This is a genomic window from Escherichia sp. TC-EC600-tetX4, assembly GCF_019356055.1.
GTDB lineage: Bacteria > Pseudomonadota > Gammaproteobacteria > Enterobacterales > Enterobacteriaceae.
The window spans coordinates 1,657,821-1,679,652 of sequence record NZ_CP079924.1 but is presented as its reverse complement, the minus strand read 5'-3'; the positions used below and the strand labels follow the sequence as shown (position 1 = coordinate 1,679,652).

At 52.5% G+C, this 21,832-nt stretch carries 16 protein-coding genes and 1 pseudogene; 9 read left to right on the top strand and 8 right to left on the bottom strand.

Features of this window, described 5'->3' with window-relative positions; all coding sequences use genetic code 11:
- Window positions 1–9: 9 nt before the first annotated feature.
- From yehI to KXD89_RS07950, 7 genes and pseudogenes are all read left to right on the top strand, one after another.
- Window positions 10–3,642, top strand: coding sequence for a DUF4132 domain-containing protein YehI (gene yehI / locus KXD89_RS07980; protein WP_000356817.1), 3,633 nt, complete (start codon window positions 10–12; stop codon window positions 3,640–3,642).
- 60 nt (window positions 3,643–3,702) lie between these two features.
- On the top strand, window positions 3,703–4,020 hold the full coding sequence (gene yehK, locus KXD89_RS07975) for a protein YehK (protein WP_000636925.1): 318 nt from the start codon (window positions 3,703–3,705) through the stop codon (window positions 4,018–4,020).
- A 306-nt stretch (window positions 4,021–4,326) separates the two neighbouring features.
- On the top strand, window positions 4,327–5,415 hold the full coding sequence (locus KXD89_RS07970; RefSeq protein ID WP_001350535.1) for an AAA family ATPase: 1,089 nt from the start codon (window positions 4,327–4,329) through the stop codon (window positions 5,413–5,415).
- 10 nt (window positions 5,416–5,425) lie between these two features.
- Window positions 5,426–7,705, top strand: coding sequence for a DUF5682 family protein (locus KXD89_RS07965; RefSeq protein ID WP_001294387.1), 2,280 nt, complete (start codon window positions 5,426–5,428; stop codon window positions 7,703–7,705).
- Window positions 7,698–8,834 carry a VWA domain-containing protein gene (locus KXD89_RS07960; protein WP_001333512.1) on the top strand — a complete coding sequence of 379 codons (1,137 nt, stop codon included), beginning with the start codon at window positions 7,698–7,700 and terminating at the stop codon, window positions 8,832–8,834. The genes KXD89_RS07965 and KXD89_RS07960 overlap by 8 nt, the downstream gene beginning before the upstream one ends.
- A pseudogene (locus KXD89_RS07955) lies at window positions 8,831–10,831 on the top strand (SWIM zinc finger family protein). Before KXD89_RS07960 ends, KXD89_RS07955 begins: the two are co-directional and overlap by 4 nt.
- A gap of 124 nt (window positions 10,832–10,955) precedes the next feature.
- Window positions 10,956–11,417, top strand: coding sequence for a YehR family lipoprotein (locus KXD89_RS07950; protein WP_001295429.1), 462 nt, complete (start codon window positions 10,956–10,958; stop codon window positions 11,415–11,417).
- Window positions 11,418–11,456: 39 nt separating this feature from the next.
- Here KXD89_RS07950 and KXD89_RS07945 read toward each other — a convergent pair whose 3' ends face one another.
- From KXD89_RS07945 to btsS, 3 genes are read right to left on the bottom strand one after another with little or no spacing between them, the layout of a single operon-like run.
- Window positions 11,457–11,927, bottom strand: coding sequence for a DUF1456 family protein (locus tag KXD89_RS07945; protein WP_000950409.1), 471 nt, complete (start codon window positions 11,925–11,927; stop codon window positions 11,457–11,459).
- Between the two features lie 46 nt (window positions 11,928–11,973).
- A complete protein-coding gene (btsR, locus tag KXD89_RS07940; protein ID WP_000598641.1) occupies window positions 11,974–12,693 on the bottom strand; it encodes a two-component system response regulator BtsR in 720 nt (239 codons plus the stop codon).
- Window positions 12,690–14,375, bottom strand: coding sequence for a two-component regulatory system sensor histidine kinase BtsS (btsS, locus tag KXD89_RS07935; protein WP_001295431.1), 1,686 nt, complete (start codon window positions 14,373–14,375; stop codon window positions 12,690–12,692). The genes btsR and btsS overlap by 4 nt, the downstream gene beginning before the upstream one ends.
- Before the next feature lie 221 nt (window positions 14,376–14,596).
- Here btsS and mlrA point away from each other — a divergent pair, with 221 nt between their 5' ends.
- Window positions 14,597–15,328, top strand: coding sequence for an HTH-type transcriptional regulator MlrA (gene mlrA / locus KXD89_RS07930; RefSeq protein ID WP_001240401.1), 732 nt, complete (start codon window positions 14,597–14,599; stop codon window positions 15,326–15,328).
- 59 nt (window positions 15,329–15,387) lie between these two features.
- On the top strand, window positions 15,388–15,495 hold the full coding sequence (locus KXD89_RS07925) for a protein YohO (RefSeq protein ID WP_001216963.1): 108 nt from the start codon (window positions 15,388–15,390) through the stop codon (window positions 15,493–15,495).
- Here the strand turns inward: KXD89_RS07925 and yehW are convergent.
- The 5 genes from yehW to bglX all read right to left on the bottom strand — a co-directional run bounded on the left by yehW (window position 15,476) and on the right by bglX (window position 21,720).
- On the bottom strand, window positions 15,476–16,207 hold the full coding sequence (gene yehW / locus KXD89_RS07920) for a glycine betaine ABC transporter permease YehW (protein ID WP_000783123.1): 732 nt from the start codon (window positions 16,205–16,207) through the stop codon (window positions 15,476–15,478). The two genes, KXD89_RS07925 and yehW, sit on opposite strands and share 20 nt — an antisense overlap.
- Window positions 16,208–16,211: 4 nt before the next feature.
- On the bottom strand, window positions 16,212–17,138 hold the full coding sequence (gene yehX, locus KXD89_RS07915; protein ID WP_000569315.1) for a glycine betaine ABC transporter ATP binding protein YehX: 927 nt from the start codon (window positions 17,136–17,138) through the stop codon (window positions 16,212–16,214).
- Window positions 17,131–18,288, bottom strand: a complete 1,158-nt coding sequence (yehY, locus tag KXD89_RS07910; RefSeq protein ID WP_000220837.1) for a glycine betaine ABC transporter permease YehY — start codon at window positions 18,286–18,288, stop codon at window positions 17,131–17,133. Before yehY ends, yehX begins: the two co-directional genes overlap by 8 nt.
- A 6-nt stretch (window positions 18,289–18,294) precedes the next feature.
- A complete protein-coding gene (osmF, locus tag KXD89_RS07905; protein ID WP_001130308.1) occupies window positions 18,295–19,212 on the bottom strand; it encodes a glycine betaine ABC transporter substrate-binding protein OsmF in 918 nt (305 codons plus the stop codon).
- A 210-nt stretch (window positions 19,213–19,422) separates the two neighbouring features.
- Window positions 19,423–21,720, bottom strand: coding sequence for a beta-glucosidase BglX (bglX, locus tag KXD89_RS07900; protein WP_000871504.1), 2,298 nt, complete (start codon window positions 21,718–21,720; stop codon window positions 19,423–19,425).
- Window positions 21,721–21,832 lie beyond the last annotated feature (112 nt).

Sequence of the window (21,832 nt, the reverse complement as noted above, 5' to 3'; positions counted from 1 at the left end):
GGAAAGAGCATGGACAAGGAATTACCGTGGCTGGCGGATAACGCCCAACTGGAACTGAAATATAAAAAAGGCAAAACGCCGCTCAGTCATCGTCGCTGGCCGGGCGAACCAGTGTCCGTTATCACTGGAAGTCTCATCCAGACATTGGGTGATGAATTGCTACAAAAAGCTGAGAAGAAAAAAAACATTGTCTGGCGTTATGAGAATTTTTCACTGGAGTGGCAGTCCGCCATCACGCAGGCCATCAACTTGATCGGCGAACACAAACCCTCAATCCCGGCCCGGACAATGGCGGCGCTAGCCTGTATCGCGCAAAATGACAGCCAACAGTTGCTCGACGAAATCGTCCAACAAGAGGGGCTGGAATATGCGACTGAGGTGGTGATTGCACGCCAGTTTATTGCGCGGTGTTATGAGAGTGATCCTCTGGTAGTGACATTGCAGTATCAGGACGAGGATTATGGCTATGGTTATCGCTCAGAAACCTATAACGAATTCGATCTCCGACTGCGTAAGCATCTCTCTCTGGCAGAGGAAAGCTGCTGGCAGCGTTGCGCCGACAAACTCATTGCCGCACTACCAGGAATAAACAAAGTTCGCCGCCCTTTTATTGCGCTGATCCTCCCGGAAAAACCAGAAATAGCCAATGAGTTGGTAGGCCTTGAATGCCCGCGAACTCATTTTCATTCTAAGGAGTGGTTAAAAGTTGTTGCTAATGACCCCACAGCGGTGAGAAAACTCGAACACTACTGGAGCCAGGATATATTTAGCGATCGAGAAGCCAGCTACATGTCGCATGAAAACCACTTCGGCTACGCGGCCTGCGCCGCCCTTTTGCGCGAACAAGGACTGGCAGCCATTCCGCGCCTCGCGATGTATGCCCATAAAGAAGATTGCGGCAGTCTGCTGGTACAAATTAACCATCCGCAAGTCATCCGCACCTTGCTACTGGTGGCTGATAAAAACAAACCCAGCCTGCAACGTGTAGCTAAATACCATAAAAACTTCCCCCATGCGACGCTCGCCGCACTGGCAGAACTGCTGGCGTTAACAGAACCACCAGCCCGCCCTGGTTATCCAATCATCGAAGACAAAAAGCTGCCTGCACAGCAAAAAGCACGCGATGAATACTGGCGTACGCTGTTACAAACGCTGATGGCATCGCAGCCACAACTGGCAGCAGAAGTGATGCCGTGGTTAAGTACTCAACCCCAGTCAGTGCTGAAGAGTTATTTATCGGCACCGCCCAAACCGGTTATTGATGGCACCGATAACAGCAATCTGCCAGAAATCCTCGTTTCACCACCGTGGCGTAGTAAGAAAAAAATGACAGCTCCACGTCTTGATTTGGCACCGCTCGAATTAACTCCGCAAGTTTACTGGCAACCAGGCGAACAAGAGAGGCTTGCCGCCACTGAGCCTGCCCGTTATTTCAGCACGGAATCTCTTGCGCAACGCATGGAACAAAAAAGTGGACGAGTTGTATTACAGGAACTGGGTTTTGGGGATGATGTATGGCTGTTTCTGAATTATATACTCCCCGGAAAACTGGATGCTGCACGCAATTCACTCTTTGTTCAGTGGCATTACTACCAGGGGCGGGTTGAAGAGATCCTGAATGGCTGGAACTCCCCGGAAGCACAATTAGCAGAACAGGCGCTCCGCAGCGGTCACATAGAAGCGTTAATTAACATATGGGAAAATGACAACTACTCACATTATCGTCCGGAAAAGAGTGTCTGGAACCTGTATTTATTGGCACAGTTGCCGCGTGAGATGGCTTTGACCTTCTGGCTGCGTATCAATGAGAAAAAGCATCTGTTCGCGGGTGAGGACTATTTTCTCAGTATCCTCGGATTGGATGCGCTACCAGGTCTGCTGTTGGCTTTTTCACATCGTCCAAAAGAAACATTTCCGTTAATTTTAAATTTTGGCGCAACAGAACTGGCGCTGCCTGTTGCCCACGTCTGGCGACGTTTCGCGGCGCAGCGTGATCTGGCTCGCCAGTGGATTTTACAATGGCCGGAACATACGGCTAGTGCACTTATCCCTCTTGTCTTTACCAAACCCAGCGATAATAGCGAAGCCGCATTACTTGCCCTGCGTTTACTGTACGAACAGGGACATGGCGAATTGCTACAAACCGTGGCAAACCGCTGGCAGCGTACAGATGTATGGTCTGCCCTGGAGCAGTTGCTTAAACAGGGTCCAATGGACATTTACCCGGCACGCATTCCAAAAGCCCCTGATTTCTGGCATCCGCAAATGTGGTCCAGGCCGCGCCTTATCACTAATAATCAAACTGTTACCAATGACGCTCTGGAAATTATCGGCGAAATGCTGCGCTTTACCCAGGGGGGACGTTTTTATAGCGGGCTGGAACAACTGAAAACGTTCTGCCAGCCACAAACGCTGGCAGCTTTTGCCTGGGATCTCTTCACTGCGTGGCAACAAGCTGGTGCCCCCGCAAAAGACAACTGGGCATTTCTGGCGTTAAGTCTCTTTGGTGACGAAAGCACGGCACGGGATCTGACGACACAGATCCTCGCCTGGCCACAAGAAGGCAAATCTGCCCGTGCTGTCAGCGGCCTGAACATCCTTACCCTGATGAATAATGATATGGCGCTGATACAGCTGCATCATATATCGCAACGGGCTAAATCCCGCCCCTTACGTGATAACGCGGCGGAATTTCTTCAGGTGGTCGCAGAAAATCGCGGGCTAAGCCAGGAAGAGCTAGCGGACAGATTAGTCCCAACCCTGGGCCTTGATGATCCGCAGGCGTTGAGTTTTGATTTTGGTCCCCGGCAGTTTACCGTTCGCTTCGATGAAAATCTCAACCCGGTTATCTTTGATCAGCAAAACGTTCGCCAGAAAAGCGTTCCCCGTTTGCGCGCCGATGACGATCAACTGAAAGCGCCCGAGGCACTGGCCCGACTAAAAGGGCTAAAAAAAGATGCTACTCAGGTGAGCAAAAACCTGCTCCCGCGTCTTGAAACGGCCCTACGTACCACCCGACGCTGGTCGCTGGCAGATTTTCATTCTCTGTTTGTTAATCATCCCTTTACCCGTCTGGTTACCCAGCGATTAATATGGGGGGTTTATCCGGCAAATGAACCGCGTTGTTTACTCAAAGCCTTTCGTGTGGCCGCAGAGGGGGAGTTCTGCAATGCGCAAGATGAGCCAATTGACCTGCCTGCGGACGCTCTGATTGGCATTGCCCACCCGTTAGAAATGACAGCAGAAATGCGCAGTGAATTTGCACAGCTTTTTGCCGATTACGAAATTATGCCGCCTTTTCGCCAGTTGTCGCGCCGCACGGTGCTGCTCACACCTGACGAGTCAACCAGTAACAGCCTGACTCGCTGGGAAGGTAAATCCGCTACCGTTGGGCAACTTATGGGAATGCGATACAAAGGCTGGGAGTCAGGCTATGAGGACGCATTTGTCTATAACCTGGGTGAGTACCGGCTGGTCCTTAAGTTTTCACCCGGTTTTAACCACTACAATGTTGATAGCAAAGCGCTAATGAGCTTCCGTTCTCTTCGAGTGTACCGTGACAATAAATCCGTCACTTTTGCCGAACTTGATGTGTTTGATTTGAGTGAGGCGTTAAGCGCACCTGACGTCATTTTCCATTAAAACACAGCGGGCAGTGATGCAACTGCCCGTTATCAACACGACTTACCAGCGGGGAAAGCGATGATCGTGCAAAAAGAGCTGGTTGCTATTTACGATTATGAGGTCCCTGTACCTGAAGATCCGTTTTCCTTCAGACTTGAGATCCATAAATGCTCTGAATTATTTACAGGTTCCGTCTATCGACTGGAGCGATTCCGGCTACGTCCAACATTTCATCAACGTGATCGAGAAGATGCTGACCCGCTAATAAATGATGCGTTGATTTATATAAGAGATGAGTGTATTGATGAGCGGAAATTACGAGGTGAATCACCTGAAACTGTAATAGCAATTTTTAATCGTGAACTACAGAATATATTCAACCAAGAAATAGAATAATATACTCTAAATAATTCAAATTGGTCCGATCCGGCGCAACGTCCCAATGGCCTGGATTATAAATCTCATTATCTTAATTGCAACGGGGTCCAGCCGTGGTTATAATTCGTTCGTTGGAACACGATGTTGCACAGGCTGTGGTGTTAGGCCTGAAAATAGTAAATAAAAGAACCTGCCTCACCAGCAGGTTTTTTTATTTACTGTGATCTGCTTTCCAGATATTTTTCGCTCAAACAACTAATGCGCCAAACATTTATTGCGCGTAAAATATCGTTTATTTCATTAATACATTTCAGGGATGAATATATGTCACCGCAGAATAATCATCTGCAGCGTCCGCCTGCTGCTGTGTTATACGCCGATGAACTGGCAAAATTAAAACAAAATGATAACGCACCTTGCCCGCCCGGTTGGCAGTTAAGTTTGCCTGCGGCCCGTGCTTTTATCCTTGGCGACGAAGCGCAAAATATCAGCCGTAAAGTGGTGATTAGCCCCTCCGCTGTCGAACGTATGTTAGTCACTCTTGCTACCGGCCGCGGTTTGATGTTGGTGGGGGAACCGGGTACCGCAAAATCTCTTCTTTCTGAATTACTGGCAACCGCTATTAGCGGCGATGCCGGGTTAACCATCCAGGGCGGGGCATCTACCACCGAAGATCAAATCAAGTATGGCTGGAACTACGCCCTGCTTATCAATCATGGTCCGTCAACGGAAGCGCTGGTCCCTGCCCCGCTTTATCAGGGAATGCGCGACGGCAAAATCGTCCGTTTCGAAGAGATAACGCGTACACCGCTGGAAGTGCAGGACTGTCTGTTAGGTATGCTTTCTGACAGGGTGATGACGGGGCCGGAACTCACTGGTGAAGCCAGTCAGCTCTATGCGCGAGAAGGCTTTAATATTATTGCCACTGCCAATACCCGCGATCGCGGCGTCAATGAAATGAGTGCTGCGCTAAAGCGTCGCTTCGATTTTGAAACGGTTTTTCCGATTATGGATTTCGCCCAGGAGTTGGAACTGGTCGCCAGTGCTTCGGCGCGTTTGCTGGCCCATAGCGGTATTCCGCATAAAGTGCCTGACGCGGTACTGGAATTACTGGTCCGCACCTTCCGCGATCTGCGTGCCAACGGCGAAAAGAAAACGTCAATGGATACACTGACAGCGATTATGTCCACCGCTGAAGCCGTGAACGTGGCCCATGCTGTGGGCGTCCGCGCCTGGTTTTTAGCGAATCGCGCGGGGGAGCCTGCCGACCTGGTGGAATGTATTGCCGGAACCATCGTCAAAGATAACGAAGAAGATCGCGCGCGTCTGCGCCGTTACTTCGAACAGCGTGTCGCCACACATAAAGAAGCTCACTGGCAGGCTTATTATCAAGCCCGCCACCGCCTGCCGTGAGGAAAGATGCATGAGCGAGCCGTTAATTGTCGGCATCCGGCATCATAGTCCGGCCTGCGCCCGGCTGGTGAAATCGTTAATCGAAAGCCAGCGGCCACGATACGTGTTGATTGAAGGCCCGGCTGATTTTAATGACCGGGTAGACGAACTGTTTTTAGCCCACCAGCTTCCGGTAGCTATTTACAGTTATTGCCAGTATCAGGACGGTGCAGCCCCCGGGCGTGGTGCCTGGACGCCATTTGCTGAATTTTCGCCGGAGTGGCAGGCGCTACAAGCCGCACGTCGCATTCAGGCACAAACTTACTTCATCGATTTGCCTTGCTGGGCGCAGAGTGAAGAAGAGGACGATTCGCCTGATACGCAAGATGAAAGCCAGGCCTTACTGCTGCGTGCCACCCGCATGGATAACAGCGATACCCTGTGGGATCACTTGTTCGAAGATGAAAGCCAGCAAACTGCATTACCCTCTGCGCTGGCGCACTATTTTGCCCAACTGCGGGGCGACGCCTCCGGCGATGCGCTCAATCGTCAGCGCGAAGCCTTTATGGCCCGCTGGATTGGATGGGCGATGCAGCAAAATAATGGCGACGTGTTAGTTGTCTGCGGTGGCTGGCACGCTCCGGCACTGGCAAAGATGTGGCGCGAATGCCCTCAGAAAATTAACAAGCCAGAATTGCCCTCGCTGGCAGATGCCGTTACAGGTTGTTATCTCACACCCTACAGTGAAAAGCGCCTTGATGTGCTGGCAGGATACCTTTCAGGAATGCCTGCCCCGGTATGGCAAAACTGGTGCTGGCAGTGGGGCTTGCAGAAGGCCGGTGAACAACTGCTAAAAACTATCCTTACCCGTTTGCGCCAGCACAAATTGCCCGCTTCTACCGCGGATATGGCTGCCGCTCATCTGCATGCGATGGCGCTGGCACAGTTGCGCGGTCATACACTACCGTTACGCACTGACTGGCTGGATGCCATAGCAGGCTCGCTGATTAAAGAAGCCCTGAACGCGCCGTTGCCGTGGAGCTATCGCGGCGTTATTCATCCCGATACCGATCCGATTCTGCTAACGTTGATAGACACATTAGCGGGTGACGGATTCGGTAAACTTGCCCCTTCTACGCCACAACCGCCTCTGCCAAAAGATGTCACCTGCGAACTGGAACGTACCGCAATCTCCCTTCCGGCGGAGCTTACCTTAAATCGCTTTACCCCCGATGGGCTGGCGCAAAGTCAGGTGTTACATCGGCTGGCAATACTGGAGATCCCTGGGATTGTACGCCAGCAGGGAAGTACACTGACACTTGCAGGCAACGGTGAAGAACGCTGGAAATTAACCCGCCCGCTTAGCCAGCATGCGGCATTGATTGAGGCCGCCTGTTTTGGTGCCACACTCCAGGAAGCCGCACGCAATAAATTAGAAGCCGATATGCTGGACGCGGGCGGAATCGGCAGTATCACCACATGTCTTAGCCAGGCGGCGTTAGCGGGTCTGGCGTCCTTCAGTCAACAATTACTGGAGCAACTCACACTATTAATCGCCCAGGAAAATCAATTTGCCGAAATGGGCCAGGCGCTGGAAGTGCTTTATGCCTTATGGCGGCTGGATGAAATTAGCGGTATGCAAGGCGCGCAGATATTACAAACGACGTTATGCGCGACTATCGATCGCACGCTGTGGCTGTGTGAATCTAACGGCAGACCGGATGAAAAGGAGTTTCACGCTCACCTGCATAGCTGGCAAGCGCTTTGCCATATTCTGCGCGATCTACATAGCGGCGTTAATTTACCCGGCGTTTCTCTTTCTGCGGCGGTAGCCTTACTGGAGCGACGCAGTCAGGCAATTCATGCCCCGGCGCTGGATCGCGGCGCGGCTCTTGGCGCACTAATGCGTCTGGAACATCCCAACGCCAGTGCCGAAGCGGCGCTGACGATGCTGGCGCAGTTATCCCCGGCACAATCTGGTGAGGCGCTGCACGGTTTGCTGGCGCTGGCCCGCCATCAACTGGCCTGTCAGCCGGCATTTATCGCCGGTTTCAGCAGTCATTTAAATCAACTGAGTGAAGCCGATTTTATTAACGCCCTGCCCGATTTACGCGCGGCGATGGCCTGGCTACCACCACGAGAACGCGGGACGCTGGCGCATCAGGTGCTTGAGCATTATCAACTGGCGCAACTTCCCGTTTCGGCGCTGCAAATGCCGTTGCATTGTCCACCACAGGCCATTGCACATCATCAACAACTCGAACAGCAGGCACTGGCATCGCTGCAAAACTGGGGAGTTTTCCATGTCTGAACTGAACGATCTTCTGACCACCCGTGAGCTACAACGCTGGCGATTAATTCTTGGCGAAGCGGCAGAAACGACGCTTTGTGGGCTGGATGACAACGCCCGGCAGATAGACCACGCGCTGGAGTGGCTGTATGGGCGCGATCCTGAACGGCTCCAGCGTGGTGAACGTTCCGGTGGATTAGGTGGCTCAAATCTCACCACCCCTGAGTGGATCAACAGTATTCACACGCTGTTTCCGCAGCAGGTGATTGAGCGGCTGGAAAGCGATGCCGTGCTGCGCTACGGCATTGAAGATGTGGTGACGAATCTCGACGTGCTGGAACGTATGCAGCCTTCTGAAAGCCTGCTACGCGCTGTTTTGCACACCAAACATCTGATGAACCCCGAAGTACTGGCTGCCGCCCGCCGGATAGTGTGCCAGGTTGTTGAAGAAATTATGGCTCGACTGGCAAAGGAAGTTCGTCAGGCTTTTTCTGGTGTCCGCGATCGCCGTCGCCGTTCATTTATTCCACTGGCGCGAAACTTTGATTTCAAAAGTACTCTGCGCGCCAACCTGCAACACTGGCACCCGCAACACGGCAAGTTGTATATCGAATCCCCCCGCTTTAACAGCCGCATTAAACGCCAAAGCGAACAATGGCAACTGGTCTTACTGGTTGATCAAAGCGGATCGATGGTCGATTCGGTGATCCACTCTGCGGTGATGGCGGCCTGTTTGTGGCAGTTACCCGGCATTCGTACCCATCTGGTGGCGTTTGACACAAGCGTCGTTGATCTCACGGCAGACGTTGCCGATCCGGTAGAGTTATTAATGAAAGTACAGTTGGGCGGCGGGACCAATATCGCCAGTGCCGTGGAGTATGGTCGGCAACTTATTGAACAACCAGCGAAAAGCGTCATTATCCTCGTGAGCGATTTTTACGAAGGGGGTTCATCATCATTACTGACGCATCAGGTGAAAAAGTGTGTCCAGAGCGGCATCAAAGTGCTGGGACTGGCAGCGCTCGATAGCACCGCAACACCTTGCTATGACCGCGATACGGCCCAGGCGCTGGTTAATGTCGGCGCACAAATAGCCGCCATGACGCCGGGCGAGCTGGCATCATGGCTTGCGGAGAATCTTCAGTCATGAATTCACTACGTCCGGAATTATTAGAACTGACACCGCAGGCCCTGACGGCGTTAAGCAATGCCGGTTTTGTTAAGCGCAGTCTTAAGGAACTGGAAAATGGCAACGTCCCGGAGATCAGCCATGAGAACGACGCTTTAATCGCCACCTTCAGTGACGGTGTCCGTACCCAGCTGGCGAACGGCCAGGCACTGAAAGAGGCTCAGTGCAGTTGCGGGGCCAACGGTATGTGCCGTCATCGCGTGATGCTGGTGTTAAGTTATCAACGACTTTGTGCCACCACTCAGTCTACGGAAAAAGAAGAAGAGTGGGATCCGGCAATCTGGCTGGAAGAACTGGCTACCCTTCCCGATGCTACCCGCAAACGCGCACAGGCGCTGGTCGCTAAAGGCATCACCATTGAGTTGTTCTGTGCGCCGGGTGAAATTCCCTCTGCCCGCTTACCGATGAGCGATGTGCGTTTTTATTCCCGCAGCAGTATTCGTTTCGCCCGTTGTGATTGTATTGAAGGCACACTTTGCGAACATGTCGTACTGGCGGTACAGGCCTTCGTCGAGGCCAAAGCGCAGCAAGCAGAATTTAACCATTTAATCTGGCAGATGCGCAGCGAACACGTCACATCATCTGACGATCCGTTTGCCAGCGAAGAAGGCAACGCGTGTCGTCAATATGTTCAGCAATTAAGCCAGACATTATGGCTTGGCGGCATCAGCCAGCCGCTCATCCATTACGAGGCAGCATTCAACCGCGCATTGCAGGCGGCAGAGACCTGCAACTGGCGCTGGGTGAGTGAATCGCTACGGCAACTGCGCGCCAGCGTTGATGCCTTCCACGCCCGCGCCAGCCACTATAATGCCGGAGAATGCTTACATCAGCTTGCGGCATTAAACAGTCGATTAAATTGCGCACAAGAGATGGCCCGGCGCGACAGTATTGGTGAAGTTCCTCCTGTGCCGTGGCGCACGGTCGTTGGCTCTGGCATTGCCGGAGAAGCAAAGCTTGATCATCTGCGGCTGGTGTCTTTAGGTATGCGTTGCTGGCAGGATATTGAGCATTATGGTTTACGCATCTGGTTTACCGATCCCGACACCGGCAGTATTTTGCACCTTTCGCGCAGTTGGCCGCGAAGTGAACAGGAAAACTCACCGGCAGCTACGCGTCGGCTGTTTAGTTTTCAGGCTGGCGCACTGGCGGGCGGGCAAATTGTTTCACAAGCAGCAAAACGCAGTGCCGATGGCGAGCTGCTGTTAGCTACCCGCAACCGCTTAAGCAGCGTTGTGCCGCTGTCGCCTGATGCCTGGCAAATGTTGAGCGCGCCGTTACGCCAGCCGGGCATTGTGGCTTTGCGGGAATATTTACGCCAGCGTCCCCCCGCCTGCATACGGCCTCTTAATCAGGTCGATAACTTATTTATTCTGCCGGTCGCTGAGTGTATTTCGCTCGGTTGGGACAGCAGCCGCCAGACGCTGGATGCGCAGGTCATTAGCGGCGAAGGGGAAGATAATGTGCTGACGTTATCATTACCAGCCTCAGCCAGCGCACCTTATGCCGTTGAACGCATGGCGGCGCTTTTGCAACAAACAGACGACCCCGTGTGTCTGGTTTCTGGCTTTGTCAGTTTTGTTGAAGGGCAATTGACACTGGAACCACGGGTGATGATGACAAAAACCCGTGCCTGGGCGCTGGACGCAGAAACTACGCCTGTGGCACCGCTACCTTCTGCCAGCGTTTTGCCTGTGCCGTCTACTGCTCATCAGTTGCTGATACGCTGCCAGGCGTTACTTATTCAACTGCTCCATAACGGCTGGCGCTATCAGGAACAGAGTGCTATTGGTCAGGCATAGTTGCTGGCGAATGACCTCACCGCGGTGGGTTTTTATCGGCTGGCACATGTGTTGGGACAATTTCGTAATACAGAAAGCGAGGCACGGGTAGAAGCAATGAATAACGGTGTTTTGCTTTGCGAACAATTATTCCCCATGCTTCAGCAACAAGGATGAAATAGTGCTTTTTACTAAGAGTTCTACTCCAGTTCCGGACTGCTCACGCCACGGTATTAGGCATATCCTATATAGCCCCTGGTGAGAGTCACCAGTTCCTTGATTAAATAAAATGGAGTTTTACATGAAGGCTTTCAATAAGCTGTTTTCCCTCGTTGTTGCATCTGTTCTGGTTTTCTCTCTTGCTGGCTGCGGTGACAAAGAAGAATCGAAGAAATTCAGCGCCAATCTGAACGGCACTGAAATTGCCATTACCTATGTCTACAAAGGTGACAAGGTGCTTAAGCAATCTTCTGAAACCAAAATTCAATTTGCCTCCATTGGTGCAACCACCAAAGAAGATGCTGCCAAGACACTTGAGCCGTTAAGCGCCAAATACAAAAACATCGCGGGTGTTGAAGAAAAATTAACCTATACCGATACCTACGCGCAGGAAAACGTGACTATCGATATGGAAAAAGTGGATTTTAAAGCCCTGCAGGGTATTTCAGGAATCAACGTTTCTGCTGAAGATGCCAAAAAAGGTATCACTATGGCGCAAATGGAACTGGTGATGAAAGCCGCTGGTTTTAAAGAAGTGAAATAATCGGTTGGCGGTCATGCTCTAAACATGACCGCCAATTTTTTAGCCTTTTTTCACATGCTGGCGCGCTGCCAGTCCACGCAGAAAATAACGTAAAAATTGATCGCCGCATTCGCGGAAGTTTTTATGATCCGGTGCGCGCATCATCGCTGTAATTTCCGGCATCGAAACGCGGAACTGCTGTTCGGTGAGGATAGCCAGAATGTCATCGGTTTTCAGCGAAAACGCGATGCGTAATTTTTTCAGCACGATGTTGTTATTAATGCGACGTTCCGGCTCCAGTGCCGGAGCAGACTCATCCTTGCCGCGTTTTTCATAAATCAGGCCATTGAGGAATGACGACAAAACAATGTCCGGACAACGCTGAAAACCCTCTTCGTCTTCTTTACGTAGCCAGACGGCGATCTGTTCCGCGGTGGCTTCGACATTACCCAGCGCCAGAATACGCACCAGGTCATTATTATTGGCTTTCAAAATGTAGCGCACGCTGCGCAGAATATCGTTACTTAGCATGAGGCCTTCAGGTGTTGATGAGGCAAAAAGCCATTTTAGCAGTCTTTTACAGGCCAATCGCCTCTTTTAAGCTTTTCAGATAACGGCGGCTGACCGGCACGGTTAAGCCATTACGCAAAATCAACTCGGCCTGGCCGTTATCTTCCAGACGAATCTCCTGTAAATGCGCGAGGTTAACCAGATACTGACGATGGCAGCGCAGTAGTGGTGTACGACTTTCCAGGGTACGTAATGTCAATTCGGTAAAGCCCTCTTTCCCTTCGTGGCTGGTAACGTAGACACCGCTCATCCGACTGCTGACAAATGCCACATCTTTCATTTGCAGCAAATAAATCCGACTATGCCCCGTACAAGGGATAAATTTCAGCGCCTGTTGATTTTCCGGTAACAGCGAAACATCCTGCTTGCTGCGCTCCTGACGCAATCGCGCCAGCGTTTTCTCCAGTCGCGCTTCATCAATTGGCTTCAGCAGATAATCAAAGGCATGTTCTTCAAAGGCTTTAATTGCGTATTCGTCAAACGCAGTGAGAAAAACAATATACGGGCGATGTTCCGGGTCAAGCATCCCCACCATTTCCAGACCACTGATGCGCGGCATCTGGATATCGAGAAACAGCACATCCGGGCGCAGTTTATGCACCGCGCCGATCCCTTCCACGGCGTTTGAACACTCTCCAACGATTTCAATATCGCTCTGCTCCTGCAAAAATACACGCAGGTTCTCCCGTGCTAACGGTTCATCATCGACAATTAAGACTTTAATCATGCCTCGTCCCTCCATGGTAGTCGTAACGTTATTCGGGTGTAACTATCAGGCTCACAGGCGACGCTTATTCCATAGTCATCGCCAAACCGTTCACGTAAACGCTTATCCACCAGATTCATCCCCAGCCCACTGGCATTGGTTACCGGTTGATACAAACCGGCATTGTCTTCGATCTCCAGCATCAAATGTTGCCCCTCACGTCGGGCGCTGATTGCCACTCGCCCTGTATCCAGCAGTTGTGATGTCCCATGTTTAATGGCGTTTTCCACTATCGGTTGCAGGGTAAACGCGGGCAATTGCTGCTGGGATAATTCTTGCGGAATAGCAATGTTGACCTGCAACCGCGACTGGAAGCGCGCCTTTTCAATTTGCAGATAAGCATTCACATGTTCAATTTCGTCGGCGAGAGTAACAAACTCCGAAGGCCGCTTTAAGTTTTTGCGGAAAAAAGTGGAAAGATACTGCACCAGCTGGCTGGCCTGTTCGCTGTCGCGGCGGATCACCGCTTTAATGGTGTTAAGCGCATTAAACAAAAAATGGGGATTCACCTGGGCGTGAAGCAGTTTGATCTCTGACTGGGTGAGCATCGCTTTTTGCCGCTCATATTGCCCGGCAAGGATCTGCGCCGAAAGCAATTGCGCAATCCCCTCACCCAACGTGCGGTTGATTGAACTGAATAAACGGTTTTTGGCTTCATACAATTTGATGGTGCCCATCACCCGCTGATTTTCACCACGCAACGGAATTACCAGCGTCGACCCCAGTTTGCATTGCGGATGCAAAGAGCAACGGTAAGGTACTTCGTTGCCATCAGCGTAGACCACTTCACCGGTTTCAATCGCTTTTAAAGTATAAGTTGAAGAAATCGGTTTGCCGGGTAAATGGTGGTCGTCACCAATTCCGGTAAAGGCCAGCAATTTCTCTCGATCGGTAATCGCGACTGCACCAATATCCAGTTCCTGATACAGCACCTGAGCCACTTTCATGCTGTTCACTTCGTTAAACCCCTGGCGCAAAATGCCTTCCGTCGAGGCTGCCACTTTCAGCGCAGTGGCAGAAAAAGCCGAAGTGTATTTTTCAAACATCGCGCGTTTATCGAGCAATATACGCATAAACAGCGCCGCGCCGACGGTATTGGTGACCATCATTGGCGCAGCAATATTACTCACCAGACGCACCGCATCTTCATAAGGTCGGGCGATCGCAAGGATGATCAGCATTTGCACCATTTCAGCGACGAACGTGACGGCACCGGCGGTAATGGGGTTAAAGACTTTATCAGTGCGCCCGCGGCGGATCAGGATGCTGTGTACCAGGCCACCGAGTAATCCTTCAACGATGGTCGAGATCATGCAACTTAACGCGGTCATGCCCCCCATCGAATATCGATGTAAGCCGCCGGTCAGCCCAACCAGCCCACCGACGACCGGACCGCCGAGTAAGCCGCCCATTACCGCGCCTATCGCACGGGTATTGGCAATAGAATCGTCAATGTGCAACCCAAACCAGGTGCCCATGATGCAGAAGATGGAAAAGACGATGTAGCAGAGAAATTTATGCGGCAGACGAACCGTGACCTGCATTAACGGTATGAATAATGGCGTTTTACTCATTAACCATGCAATGACTAAAAAAACGCACATCTGCTGAAGCAGCAGCAACACCAGATTAAAATCGTACATACCCGCAAACCACACTTCCCTTTAAAACGCGTAACATACATTGCCTGCGTTTAACTTTCTTTGAACTCTTGCAGAAAAATGAGAATTCGTGAGTACGATCACTCAAAATCGCCTGGCAAAAATAAAATCACCCTATAGATGCACAAAAAACGGGCAAAACTACCTGGTTCGCAAAACTGCGTCTAAAGTTAAACCGGGACCTCGCGAGCAAGGGTGAGACGATGGCGCTTTACACAATTGGTGAAGTGGCGTTGCTTTGTGATATTAATCCTGTCACGTTACGCGCGTGGCAGAGGCGTTACGGATTGCTGAAACCGCAACGGACAGACGGCGGTCATCGGCTGTTCAACGATGCCGATATTGACCGGATCCGCGAGATCAAACGCTGGATCGACAACGGCGTGCAGGTCAGCAAAGTTAAAATGCTGCTCAGTAATGAAAATGTTGATGTGCAGAACGGCTGGCGCGATCAGCAAGAAACATTACTGACTTACCTGCAAAGCGGCAATCTACATAGCCTGCGAACGTGGATCAAAGAGCGCGGTCAGGATTACCCCGCCCAGACACTCACCACACATCTGTTTATTCCTCTGCGCCGACGGCTTCAGTGCCAACAACCGACTCTCCAGGCGCTGCTGGCGATCCTCGACGGCGTACTGATCAACTACATCGCCATTTGTCTGGCTTCGGCACGTAAAAAACAGGGTAAAGATGCGCTGGTGGTTGGCTGGAATATTCAGGATACCACCCGTCTGTGGCTGGAGGGCTGGATTGCCAGTCAACAAGGATGGCGCATTGATGTCCTCGCCCACTCGCTCAATCAACTACGCCCTGAACTATTCGAAGGCCGTACATTGCTGGTGTGGTGCGGTGAAAATCGAACCTCCGCCCAACAGCAGCAACTCACCAGTTGGCAAGAACAAGGCCATGATATTTTCCCACTCGGCATTTAATGATTCGTTAACAAATGCGCTTTACTGTACAATCCTTTCGTTAACATAAGGAGTGCATTATGCGCATAGCTAAAATTGGGGTCATCGCCCTGTTCCTGTTTATGGCGTTAGGCGGAATTGGTGGCGTCATGCTCGCAGGTTATACCTTTATTTTGCGTGCTGGCTAAGCGCCTGCACCAGCCTTTCAAACAGGCGGTCTGCGATGATCGCCGCCAGTGCCACCAGTAACGCCCCCTGGATCACATACGCGGTATTAAATCCGCTAAGCCCGATGATGATGGGCGTACCCAGCGTGCTGGCCCCTACCGTTGAGGCGATCGTCGCCGTACCAATGTTGATAATCACCGAAGTTCGCACGCCCGCCAGAATCACCGGAGCCGCCAGCGGTAGCTCGACCTTACGCACTCGCTGACCACGACTCATTCCCATACCTTTCGCAACTTCTGTCACGCTGGCATCAATCGCTCCCAGCCCGGCAAGTGTCGCCTGCAGGACGGGCAGCACACCGTAAAGGATCAAGGCGATAATCGCTGGTTGCAGACCAAAGCCGATCACCGGAACGGCGATCGCCAGCACTGCGACGGGCGGAAAAGTCTGTCCAACGGCGGCAATAGTTTCCACCAGTGGGCGAAATTCCGCGCCCCACGGGCGAGTGACAGCAATTCCGGCACCAGTGCCAATGATCACCGCAAACAAACTCGAAATTCCCACCAGCCAGAAATGAGCCAGTGCCAGAGCTGCAAAACTTTCTTGCTGATAAACGGGTCGTGGCAGTTGTGGGAACAAGGCAGCAAACAGCGGCTGGCTGTAAGGCAGCCAGAAAATCAGCGCCACAAACAGAGCAATGAGCCAGAACAGCGGATCGCGCAACATCTTCATACGCTTACGCCTCCACCAGCAGATCCTGAAAATGCAGCGTGCCGCAAGGCTGGCCCTGCATGTTCACCACCGGCAGCACCTCGCATCCCCGCGCAACAAACAGAGAGAGCGCATCGCGTAGCGTCATCTCTTCTGCCAGTGCCTCACCATCTGCTCGTTCTTCGCGACGCACGTAATCCGCCACACTACGTAACGAAAGCAGGCGCACACCCAGTTCACTACGTCCAAAAAACTGGCGGACAAAATCATTCGCCGGACGAGTCAGCATCGTCAGCGGATTGCCCTGCTGCACTACTTCACCGTGATCCATCAATACCAGATGTTCTGCCAGCCGTAGCGCCTCATCAATATCATGAGTGACCAGCACAATGGTACGCCCCAGCAAACGGTGAATGCGCGTCATCTCTTGTTGCAACGCGCCGCGCGTTACCGGGTCCAGTGCGCCAAAAGGTTCATCCATTAGTAAGACTTGCGGATCGGCAGCCAGTGCACGCGCCACTCCCACACGTTGCTGCTGACCACCGGAAAGCTGATGCGGATAACGCTCACGCAAATTTGACTCCAGCCCCAGTAGCGCCATTAATTCGTCGATACGATCGTCAATCCGCGCCCGCGACCATTTTTGTAATTGCGGCACGGTAGCGATGTTTTGCGCCACGCTCCAGTGGGGGAACAGGCCAATAGATTGAATGGCATAGCCCATCCGGCGGCGCAACTCCAGTACTGGCAGCGAGCGAATTTCTTCTCCGGCAAAGCGGATCTCTCCGCTGTCATGCTCCACCAGGCGGTTAATCATTTTCAGGGTGGTGGATTTGCCGGAGCCAGATGTGCCAATCAGCACCGAAAAACTCCCTTCCTGAAAATTGAGATTGAGATCGTTAACGGCTTTTTGTGCGCCGAACAGTTTGCTGACATGGCTAAATTCAATCATTACGTTTCACCTTCAGCAGTGCGATAAGCAAATCGAACAGCGCGTCGGTAAGCACCGCCAGAACAATTACCGGGATCACCCCCAGCAACACTAAATCAATGGCGCTGCTTAGCAGCCCCTGGAAAACCAGCGCACCAAAACCGCCTGCGCCGATTAACGCCGCAATCACCGCCATACCTACAGTTTGCACCATCACCACCCGCAGGCTGCGCAGAAATACCGGTAACGCCAGCGGTAACTGAACATGCAGGAAACGCTGCGCCCCGCTCATCCCCATCGCTCTGGCGCTTTCCAGCACATCGCGCGGGATCTGGTTCAAACCGACTACCACGCCGCGCACCAGCGGCAGCAAGGCATAGAGCACCAGCGCAATCAGTGCGGGTGTCATTCCGGTTCCTGCTATGCCGAGCGTCCCCAGCCACGGAAAGGCCGTAACCAGCGCGGCAAGCGGCGCAATCAACAGGCCAAAGAGCGCCACCGAAGGCACGGTCTGAATCACATTGAGCAGAGAAAAAATTGCCCCCTGCCGAGCAGTGGAAAAGTAGCACCAGATGCCCAACGGCACACCAATCACTAACGCAGGCAGCACCGCACCAAACAGCAACGTCAGATGTTGTGCCAGCGCGTCGTCAAACACATCCTGACGGTTGGCGTATTCTTTCATTAGTGAGAGATCGTTAAGCGTGCCGGAGTACAGCAACCACAGCGGAATAATGGCAATCTGCATATGCAACAACCAGCGCCACAGCGGATGCGTGGAGATTCGGCGGATGGCATCGCTACAGGCCAGCAATGCCAGCGCCGCAGCCAGCCAGAAACCACTGCCGAGGCTGGTACGCGCCAGCGCACTGCCATTTTGCGCCAGTTGGGTCGCCGCCTTTCCAGCTCCCCACACCAGCAATACGAAGACGAATTGCGCCAGAATGAGTGCACAAATGCTGCCTTTTTTACCGGGAATAAAACAGGCCGTCAGCCAGGCGCAACCAACGCCCACCAGCATCCAGATCGTTTGCGGCCACAGCTGCCAGAGATGACGCCCCTCACCCGAAACTAAACGATTAGGCGCGTAACTGATAAACGGCAGCGCCGCTGCGATTGCCGTCAGCAACAGCAGCAGCGCCAGAACAGGATTAATACGGAAATAAGTCACGGGAAATTACTTCGTCCACCCTTTTTGTTTCAGGTAGTCGGCAGCCACTTTTTTGGCATCCAGTCCTTCCACAGCAATGCTGGCATTCAGTTGCTGCAATGTTTTTGCATCGAGGCTGGCGAAGACTGGCTGTAGCCACTGTGCCATTTGCGGATACTCCCTCAACACCGACTCACGCACCACTGGTGCAGGCGCGTAGATAGGTTGCACACCTTGCGGATCGCTTAAGGTTTGCAGCCCCAGCGCCGCTACCGGGCCGTCAGTGCCGTAAGCCATTGCAGCATTAACGCCAGAGGTTTGCTGGGCAGCGGCTTTGATCGTCACCGCCGTGTCGCCACCAGCCAGTGACAGCAACTGATCCTGACCGAGCTTAAAGCCATAGGCTTTTTCAAACGCGGGTAACGCATCGGCGCGTTCGATAAACTCTGCCGAGGCTGCCAGTTTGAAGGTGCCGCCCTCTTGCAGATAACGACTCAGGTCGGCAAGCGAAGTGAGTTTATTTTTCTCTGCCACATCCTGACGCACGGCGATAGTCCAGGTGTTATTTGCAGGCGCGGGCGTCAGCCAGATTAACTTGTTGTGCTCCGAATCGAGCTTTTTGACTTTCTCGTAACCTTGCTGCGCGTTTTTCCACGCTGCATCGTTTTCATCTTTAAAGAAGAAAGCGCCATTGCCGGTATATTCCGGATAGATATCCAGTTCACCGGAAGTAATCGCCCCGCGCACCACAGGAGTCGTTCCGAGTTGCACTTTATTCACCGTCGGTACGCCGTGGCTTTCCAGCACCTGCAAAATGATATTGCCGAGTAGCGCACCTTCGGTATCGATTTTTGAACCGACTTTAACGGGGGAAGCCGCCTGTAGCGGCAGGCTCACGGCTGCCAACATAACCAGTGAACCTGCCCAGAGCTTTAAGAGTGGCATGATGCTTTCCTCATTCTTTTACTGTTGTTTTCAGCGAATTAAGAGAAAAGCATAGTTGATAATGGCGGGGTTAGCTTGAGCGGAAGGATTCAGTTGCAGAATCAGATAAATACTTAAGAGGCATATTCGGTCCGGCGTTTCCTGCCGGATGCGGCGCGAGCGCCTTATCCGGCCTACAAAGGGCGCAAACGTCGCGCCCTTACTAAAGCATTACAGCAACTCAAACTCGCCTTTCTTAACGCGTGCGGAATCAGTGCCGATAAAGACATTGAACTTGCCAGGCTCGGCGTCATATTTCATCTGTTGATTCCAGAACTTCAGCGCCTCAATATCGATCGGGAAGCTGACAGTCTGAGTTTCGCCCGGTTTCAGGGTGATTTTCTCAAAGCCTTTCAGCTGTTTCACAGGGCGACTCATGGAAGCCGTCACATCCTGCAAGTACATCTGCACTACCGTGGCACCCTCGCGCTTACCGGTGTTCGTCACCTGCACGCTGGCAGTCACTTTGCCGTCACGCTTCATGGTCGGCGCAGAAAGTTTCACATCAGAGACGGTGAAAGTGGTGTAGCTCAGCCCATAGCCGAACGGATACAACGCCCCGTTAGCTTCATCAAAATAACGCGAAGTGTATTTGTTCGGCTTGTCGGCATTATACGGGCGACCGGTATTCAGATGGCTGTAGTACACCGGGATCTGCCCGACAGAACGCGGGAAGGACATTGGCAGCTTGCCGGACGGGTTGTAATCGCCAAACAATACATCGGCAATTGCATTACCGCCTTCAGTCCCCGCAAACCAGGTTTCCAGAATCGCATCAGCCTGCTGATCTTCTTTCACCAGCGCCAGCGGACGCCCGTTCATCAGCACCAGCACCAGCGGTTTACCGGTGGCTTTCAGCGCCGCAATCAAGTCACGTTGGCTTTGCGGAATAGTGATATCGGTCCGGCTGGAGGCTTCGTGCGCCATCCCCTGTGCTTCACCGACTACAGCCACCACCACATCAGATTGTTTCGCCGTCTGCACCGCTTCATCAATCATCTCTTGCGGCGAACGCGGATCGACTTTGACCGCTTCTTCATACTGATTCAGGAAATCGATAATGCCTTTGTCACTGGTAACGTTCGCCCCTTTGGCATACAGCACTTTACCGTTTTCACCGACGGCATTTTTAATCCCGGTCAGTACGGTCACGGATTGATCGGCAACACCGGCTGCGGACCAGCTGCCCATCACGTCACGTTTACTGTCCGCCAGTGGCCCAACCACCGCAATGGTGGCCGATTTTTTCAGCGGTAACGTTTCGAGACGGTTTTTCAGCAACACCAAGCTTTCGCGCGCCACTTCACGCGCTTCTTTACGGTGCAGGCGGCTTTCGGCATTGGTATCCACCGGGTCAGACTCTTTCGGCCCCAAATGGCTGTATGGGTCGTTAAACAACCCCATATCATATTTAACGTTCAGTACATGGCGGGCAGCATCGTCCAGCTCTGCCATCGTCACTTTGCCGGATTTAATCAACCCAGGCAGATACTTCGAGTAGTACTCGTCGCTCATGCTCATGTTGATTCCGGATTTCAGCGCCACGCGCACCGCATCTTCCGGGTCTGCCGCCGTGCCATGTTTAATCAGCTCTTTGATTGCACCGTGATCGGAAACGGTGATGCCTTTAAAGCCCCACTGGTCGCGCAGAACATCTTTCAGCAGCCAGGAATCGGAGGTGGCTGGCGTGCCGTTCAGCGAGTTCAGCGCCACCATCACCGCGCCGCTGCCTGCGTCCAGCCCCGCTTTGTACGGCGGCATATAATCATTAAACAGGCGCTGCGGACTCATATCGACGGTGTTGTACTCTTTACCGCCTTCTACCGCGCCGTATGCGGCAAAGTGTTTGACGCTGGTCATCACCGAGTAGCGATCTGCCGGGCTTTTACCCTGCATCGCTTCCACCATGGTTTTACCCATTGTTGAGGTGAGATACGTATCTTCGCCAAAACCTTCGGAAGCACGTCCCCAGCGCGGATCGCGCGAGACATCGACCATCGGTGCCCAGGTCATATTCAGGCCATCATCTGCCGCTTCATAAGCAGAGACACGTCCGACCGTTTTCACTGCATCGAGGTTAAAAGACGAGGCCAGACCGAGGCTAATCGGGAACACCGTGCGCTGACCGTGCAGCACGTCGTAAGCAAAGAAAAGAGGAATTTTCAGGCGGCTTAATTCCATCACCTGATCCTGCATGGCGCGGATATCCTGACGGGTTACGGTGTTGAAAATCGCCCCAACCTGACCGTCTTTGATCATCTCGCGGATCGCCTCTTTCGGGTTATCCGGGCCGACGCTGATTAAGCGCAGCTGACCAATTTTCTCATCAACTGTCATTTTCTTAAGCAGTTCGGTGACGAACGCATCCCGCGCTTCGGGCGTTAATGGATGGTTGCCGAATAAATCATCCGCCAGTGCTGGCTGCAGGGCCAGACTCACCGCGATTCCTACTGAACATAGCCATTTCATATGGATTTTTCTTCCTTTGTTGCCCGACGTGGCAGCGAAAATGGTGCAAAAACCGTAGTTTGCCATAAGCATGATGGAGAGAGAAAAAGAATGCTCAGTTTATTGTCTGAAT